Below are 6,547 nucleotides of genomic sequence, written 5' to 3' on the forward strand. Positions count from 1 at the left end.
GAACGGCCCCGGCCCCTACGGCGGTCTGCTGGCCGCCGACGCCAACGGCATCATGCTGCCCTCCGGCTTCACCAGCCGCGTCATAGCCCGCTCGGGCCGCACGGTTTCCGGCACCTCGTACACCTGGCACGGCGCCCCCGACGGCGGCGCCTGTTTCGCCGACGGTACGGGCTGGATCTACGTGTCCAACTCCGAGCTGGCCACCGGAGGCGGCGCGAGCGCCGTCAAGTTCAACTCCGCCGGTTCCGTCACCGGCGCCCACCGGATCCTGTCCAACACCCGCAACAACTGCGCGGGCGGGGCCACCCCGTGGAAGACCTGGCTGTCGTGCGAGGAAGTCAGCCGAGGCTACGTCTACGAGACCGACCCGTGGGGCGTGAAGGCCGCCGTCCGCCGCAGCGCGATGGGCCAGTTCAAGCACGAGGCCGCCGCCGCCGACCCGGTGCGCAAGGTGATCTACATGACCGAGGACGAGTCGGACGGCTGCTTCTACCGGTTCACCCCGGCCACCTGGGGCGACCTGTCCTCCGGGACCCTCCAGGTACTGGTCGCGGGCAGCGGCACCTCCGGCTCCTTCACCTGGGCGAACGTGCCCGACCCGGACGGCTCGCCCACCTACACCCGCGACCAGGTCTCCGGCGCCAAGATCTTCAACGGCGGCGAGGGCTGCCACTACGCCGCCGACACCGTCTGGTTCACCACCAAGGGCGACAACCGCGTCTGGCGCCTCAACCTGGGCAGCAGCACCTACGAACTCGCCTACGACGACAGCCTCGTCACCAACGGCACCGCACCCCTGACCGGCGTCGACAACGTCACCGGCAGCTCCTCGGGAGACCTGTTCGTCGCCGAGGACGGCGGCAACATGGAGATCTGCGTCATCACCCCCGCCGAGATCGTGGCGCCCTTCCTGCGCATCACCGGCCAGTCCAGCTCAGAGATCACCGGCCCGGCCTTCTCGCCCGACGGCAAGCGGCTCTACTTCTCCAGCCAGCGCGGTACGTCCGGCAGCTCATCCGGCGGCATCACCTACGAGGTCACCGGCCCCTTCCGCACCACCGCCTGAGCGGCCCGGCGCGCGTCAGCGGACGCGGCGGATCCGGATCGGGCCACGGGCCCGCGCCGGGTCCACGGGACGGCCCCCCTGAGTGATCTCCACCTCGCCGGCCGTGACCAGGCGGCGGGCGGCGCGGCGGGCCGGTTCCATGAGCGCGCGCCAGCCGTCGTCGTCCCCTTCGTACACCGCCCGAGCGGCGTCGGAGGGGCAGATGGTCGCGGCCGGGTCGCGGCGCTCCAGCAGGTCCAGGATGGCCCGCTCCAGGCGCCGCTCCGTCCGCTGTTCGTCATCGGTCATATCTGGCACCCGTCGTATCCGTCACCCGTCGTATCCGTCATCTCCCTCAGTGTCGTACCGCCGGTGTCACCCCGCCGGTCTTCCGTACCCTGGCGGCATGCGTATGCGCCCCACTCTGAGCTGGACTCCCGCCGGTGACCTGCCGCCGGGCACGACGGATCTGGGGCCGGTCGTCGAGGTGCTTGGCGCCGGCGGTGTGCTGGTGCTCAGCGGGGCCGGCCTCTCCACGGAGTCGGGCATTCCCGACTACCGGGGCGAGGGCGGCAGCCTGAGCCGGCACACCCCCATGACCTACCAGGACTTCCTCGCCGGTCACGAGGCACGGCGGCGGTACTGGGCGCGCAGCCACCTCGGATGGCGCACCTTCGGCCGGGCCCGGCCCAACGCCGGGCACCGGGCCGTGGCCGCCTTCGCGCGGCACGGGCTGCTCGCCGGTGTGATCACCCAGAACGTCGACGGACTGCACCGGGCCGCGGGCGACGCGCAGGCCGTGGAACTCCACGGAAGCCTGGACCGGGTCGTCTGTCTGTCCTGCGGCGCCCTCAGCCCGCGCGGTGAGCTGGCCGAGCGGCTGGAGGAGGCCAACCCGGGCTACGCGCCGGTGGCGGCCGGCATCAATCCGGACGGCGACGCCGACCTCACGGCCGAACAGGTCGCGGACTTCCGCGTGCTGCCCTGCACGGACTGCGGCGGCATCCTCAAGCCGGACGTGGTCTTCTTCGGCGAGACGGTTCCGCCCGAGAGGGTCGAGCGCTGCCGCGCGGCGGTCCGTGCGGCGGCGGCCGTCCTGGTCCTCGGCTCCTCGCTGACGGTGATGTCCGGCCTGCGGTTCGTCCGCCAGGCGGCCGAGGCGGGCAAGCCCGTCGTGATCATCAACCGGGACGCCACCCGTGGCGACCGTTACGCCGTCACCCGGGTCGCGCTGCCGCTGGGACCGGCACTCACCTCCGTGGCCGACCGGCTCGGCATCTCCGTCATCTCCGTCGAGGGGCACTGACGCGCGGCGTTTCCCTCGCGGCTCCCTGCCAGGAGCACCGCCCGGCGGACCGAATCGGCGGAGGCGGCAAGGAGCGGCATACGGACGGCCGGGCTGGGGATGCGGTTCTGGGCGTGCAGGACTCCCTTGATCACCGTCGGGTTCGGCTCGGTGAAGAGGGCGGCGGAGAGCCGGGCCAGCTCCGCTCCGAGGGCACGGGCGGGGGCGGCGGAGCCGCGCCGCCACAGCGCGATCATTTCCGCGAAGTCGGCGGTACGCACATTGGCCGAGGCGACGATTCCGCCGTGGGCGCCCGCCGCGACCAGCGGTGAGAGGACGATGTCGTCGCCGCCGAGCAGCGCGAAACCGGGCAGGGGTGAGCCGAGCAGCTCCATGGTGGTCGCGTCGATCGCGCCGGTCGCGTGCTTGATGCCGACCACCCCCGGCAGGCGGCCGAGCGCGGCGATCGTGCCGGCGCCGAGCGTCTGCCCGGAGCGGTAGGGAATGTCGTACACGACCAGAGGCAGACCGCCGTGCTCGGCCAGCGCGGTGAAGTGGGCCAGGGTCGCCGCTTCCCCGGGGCGGATGTACGGCGGCGCGGGAACCAGCGCGGCGGCCACGTCGCCCCTGGCCGCCAGCGCTCGCAGCGACGTGATGGCGGCGGCGGTGTCGCCGGTGCCGACCCCGACGACGAGCGGCGCCCCGTGCGCCCGGCAGGCGGCCGAGCAGACGTCCACCACCGTCTCTCTCTCCTCCGCGCTCAACGTGGCCGTCTCGGCGGTCGTACCGAGGGCGACGAGCCCGGAGGCACCGGCCGACAGCGCCTCGTCGGCGAGCCGGGCCAGGGCGTCGGGAGCCAGGCGCAGGTCGTCGGTGAAAGGAGTCACCAGGGGGACGTACAGGCCGTTGAGGATCGGTTCGGGGTTCATGCGCCCACCTTGGCCCACCCGCACCCGGTAGATCCATTTCTGATTTCTGCCCTCACACCTAAGCTGAACTTATGCTTGATGTCCGCCGTCTCCATCTGCTCCGCGAACTCGACCGGCGCGGCACCATCGCCGCCGTCGCCGAAGCGCTGACCTTCACCGCGTCCGCCGTCTCCCAGCAGCTAGGGGTGCTGGAGAGGGAGGCGGGCGTGCCCCTGCTGGAGCGCAGCGGCCGGCGCGTGGTCCTCACGCCCGCGGGCCGCTCCCTCGTCGCGCACGCCGACGCGGTCCTGAACCGCCTCGAACAGGCGGTCGCCGAGCTGGCAGGCGCGCGGGACGGCATCGGCGGGCCGCTGCGCATCGGGACGTACCCCTCCGGCGGCCACACCATCGTCCCCGGCGCGCTGGCCGAACTGGCGCGCCGCCACCCCGCGCTGGAGCCGATGGTGCGCGAGATCGACTCCGCGCGCGTCTCCGACGGCCTGCGCGCCGGTGAGCTGGACGTGGCCCTCGTCCATGACTACGACTTCGTCCCCGCGACCCCGGACACGACCGTGGACGAGGTACCCCTGCTCGAAGAGCCGATGTACCTCGTCACCCACGCCGGGAGCGAGACCACGGAGACGGCCGCGACCGCGAGCCCCGGCCCCGGGGGCACGCTGGCAGCGCTGCTCGGGCCCCGCGCCGACGTTCCGTGGATCACCGCGCGGGACGGCACCACCGGCCACGCGATGGCCGTACGCGCCTGCCAGGCCGCCGGGTTCCAGCCCAGGATCCGCCACCAGGTCAACGACTTCCGCACCGTCCTCGCCCTGGTCGCCGCCGGGCAGGGGGCCGGGTTCGTGCCGGAGATGGCCGCCGTGCCGAGCCCCGCGGGTGTGGTGCTCACGGAGTTGCCGCTGTTCCGTCGCTCGAAGGTCGCGTTCCGCGCGGGCGGCGGCGCCCATCCGGCGATCGCCGCTTTCGTGGCGGCGGCGACGACGGCGGTCGGCCGCATGGTGGGTTCAGAAGGCCGGGCGGGAAGCACACGGTGACGCGTGCGGGTCCGGGGCGATGGCAGGATGAAACGACCGCGCGTCGTACATGCAGAAAGCTCAGGTTGTGGACTACCAGGCCGTTCTCGAAGAAGTCACCGCCTTCGCCCGGCCGCTGGTGGGCCGCGGCCAGGTGGCCCAGTACATCCCGGCGCTCGCGGACGTGGACGCCGAGCGCTTCGGCATCGCGGTCGCCGACGTCAACGGCGAGGTGCACGGCGTGGGGGACTGGCAGGAGCCGTTCTCCGTCCAGTCCATCTCCAAGGCCTTCAGCCTCGCGCTCGTCCTCGCCGAGGGCGGCGAGCGGATCTGGGACCGCGTGGGCACCGAGCCCTCCGGCAACCCCTTCAACTCGCTGGTCCAGCTCGAGTACGAGAACGGCATCCCCCGAAACCCCTTCATCAACGCCGGCGCGCTGGTCGTCACGGACCGCCTGCAGAGCCTCACCCAGGACGCCTCCGCGACGATGCTGGAGTTCCTGCGCGCCGAGAGCGGCAACCCGGACGTCGCCTTCGACCCGGTGGTCGCGGCCTCCGAAGCCGAGCACGGCGACCGCAACGCCGCCCTCGCACACTTCATGGCGAGCTACGGCAACCTGGACAACCCCGTGAGCACGGTCCTCGAGCACTACTTCCGGCAGTGCGCGATCCGCATGAGCTGCCGCGACCTGGCCCTCGCGGCGGCCTTCCTGGCCCGGCACGGACTGCGCGGCGACGGCACCCGTCTGCTGCCCGCCCGCGAGGCGAAGCAGGTCAACGCGGTCATGCTCACCTGCGGTACGTACGACGCGGCGGGCAGCTTCGCCTACCGCGTCGGCCTGCCCGGCAAGAGCGGCGTCGGCGGCGGCATCGTCGCGGTGATCCCCGGCCGCTGCACCCTGTGCGTCTGGAGCCCGGGCCTGGACTCGTACGGCAACTCCGTGGCGGGCGTGGCGGCCCTCGACCACTTCACCACCGTGACGGGCTGGTCGGTGTTCTAGGAAAAAACTCCACCCTCAGCGCTTCCATCGGCAGCTCCACAGACCATACTGGTCGGGTCCTGATCACCCACAGAACGACTCCATGGCCAAGAACAGCACCTCCTCGCCCACCGTCCCCGACACCGCGTGGCTGGGACGCGGGCGCCACCTGGGGCCCGAACCCGAGCAGGACGTCCGGCGCAACCTGATCGCCCTCAAGGCGGCCGGGGTGCTCGACGACTTCCTCGACCTCGACCCCGTCGAGGCGGCCCGCTCCACCGTGCTGCACCCGAGGGACGAGTCCGCGGACCCGGGCCCCTCGGCCCGCCGGCTCTTCGAGGCCCGCTGGCGCGTGGCCGACGACGTCACGGTCCGCGCCCAGCTGACCACGTACGACCCGGAGACCCGCCGCAAGGACGGCGAGGGCGTCACCTGGGTCCTCGCCGCCGAGGCGGAGCGGGCGTGGGACGCGCACTGGCCCTCGCCCGCCACCATGTTCTGGCCCGACAGCGACCGGGTCCCCTGGGACCACGACGAGGTGCAGGACCTGCGCCTGCGCTCGACGAACCACCTGCCGAAGGACGACGACGAGCTGCGCCACCGGCTGCGGGACTGCACCCGGCGGAGCTGGTTCATCCACGTCGTCGTGCACGAGGCGATGACACCGGTCGCGGCGGGCCAGCAGCCCGTCTCCCGGTTCCTGCCGCCCAGCCTGCGGCACCGCGTGGTCGAGCACCGGGCCACACCGGAGCAGGCGCAGATCGCCGACTTCGCGATGAAGCGGGAGCTGAGCGTGCGGATGCCGCGCGGCGGCGCCGTCATCCTGCCCGTGGCGCCGCAGGGCCAGGAGTACGACGCGGAGCGCTTCGCCGTCCGCAGCGTCTTCCTGGACGGCTCGGAACCGACCGAACTCCTCGACAGGATCAAGGAGTTCGCCGCACTGCCGCGCCCGCTGCCGGCCGACGCGGAGCAGGCCCTGACGCGGCTGCGCCAGGGCTGGCACCTGCTCACGCCGGACGAGGAGCTGGCCCACGCCCAGACCATGGTCACCAGGTACGCCGAGGCGCTCGACGCCATGACGAAATCCCGTGACCTCTACCAGGAGGCGGCCGAGGCGGCGATGGCCGCGCTCAACGAGGCGAGCGGAGGAGAGGGCGCCCCCCGGCCGCCCGCGCCGGGACCGGCCAGGACGGACGCCTCGCCGCTGAGCGCCCTGACGAAGGCCTTCAGCCGCTTCCGGGACCCGAACAAGTAGGGCGGCGGCGCGGCGCCCGGCGCCGCCCGCGCCCCCTCCTCACC

At 72.9% G+C, this 6,547-nt stretch carries 7 protein-coding genes; 5 read left to right on the top strand and 2 right to left on the bottom strand.

The annotated features are described in order from the left end of the window. A partial coding sequence (locus GKQ77_RS24660) for an alkaline phosphatase PhoX (RefSeq protein ID WP_219691127.1) occupies positions 1-1,066 on the top strand: 1,066 nt, incomplete at its 5' end. A 15-nt stretch (positions 1,067-1,081) separates the two neighbouring features. Here GKQ77_RS24660 and GKQ77_RS24665 read toward each other — a convergent pair. Further along, entirely contained in the window at positions 1,082-1,354 is a 273-nt protein-coding gene (locus tag GKQ77_RS24665) for a DUF3253 domain-containing protein (protein ID WP_219691128.1), read from the bottom strand. Positions 1,355-1,451: 97 nt separating this feature from the next. Here GKQ77_RS24665 and GKQ77_RS24670 point away from each other — a divergent pair, with 97 nt between their 5' ends. Further along, complete coding sequence (locus tag GKQ77_RS24670) at positions 1,452-2,351, top strand: NAD-dependent protein deacetylase (RefSeq protein ID WP_219691129.1); 900 nt, start codon at positions 1,452-1,454, stop codon at positions 2,349-2,351. On the opposite strand, the gene GKQ77_RS24675 is transcribed toward GKQ77_RS24670, so the two are convergent. Then, positions 2,255-3,259 (bottom strand): 4-hydroxy-tetrahydrodipicolinate synthase family protein, encoded by a 1,005-nt coding sequence (locus GKQ77_RS24675; protein ID WP_219691130.1) that lies wholly within the window; start codon positions 3,257-3,259, stop codon positions 2,255-2,257. The two genes, GKQ77_RS24670 and GKQ77_RS24675, sit on opposite strands and share 97 nt — an antisense overlap. A gap of 71 nt (positions 3,260-3,330) precedes the next feature. Between GKQ77_RS24675 and GKQ77_RS24680 the strand changes: the two genes are divergently transcribed. The 3 genes from GKQ77_RS24680 to GKQ77_RS24690 all read left to right on the top strand — a co-directional run bounded on the left by GKQ77_RS24680 (position 3,331) and on the right by GKQ77_RS24690 (position 6,503). Next, the gene (locus GKQ77_RS24680; protein ID WP_219691131.1) at positions 3,331-4,290 is read left to right on the top strand and encodes a LysR family transcriptional regulator; all 960 of its coding nucleotides are present in this window, start codon (positions 3,331-3,333) and stop codon (positions 4,288-4,290) included. 67 nt (positions 4,291-4,357) lie between these two features. Beyond that, positions 4,358-5,269, top strand: coding sequence for a glutaminase (locus GKQ77_RS24685; protein WP_219691133.1), 912 nt, complete (start codon positions 4,358-4,360; stop codon positions 5,267-5,269). A gap of 82 nt (positions 5,270-5,351) precedes the next feature. Beyond that, a complete protein-coding gene (locus tag GKQ77_RS24690) occupies positions 5,352-6,503 on the top strand; it encodes a hypothetical protein (protein WP_219691132.1) in 1,152 nt (383 codons plus the stop codon). Positions 6,504-6,547: the final 44 nt, after the last annotated feature.

Source organism: Streptomyces anatolicus (genome assembly GCF_019400875.1).
Lineage (GTDB): Bacteria > Actinomycetota > Actinomycetes > Streptomycetales > Streptomycetaceae > Streptomyces > Streptomyces anatolicus.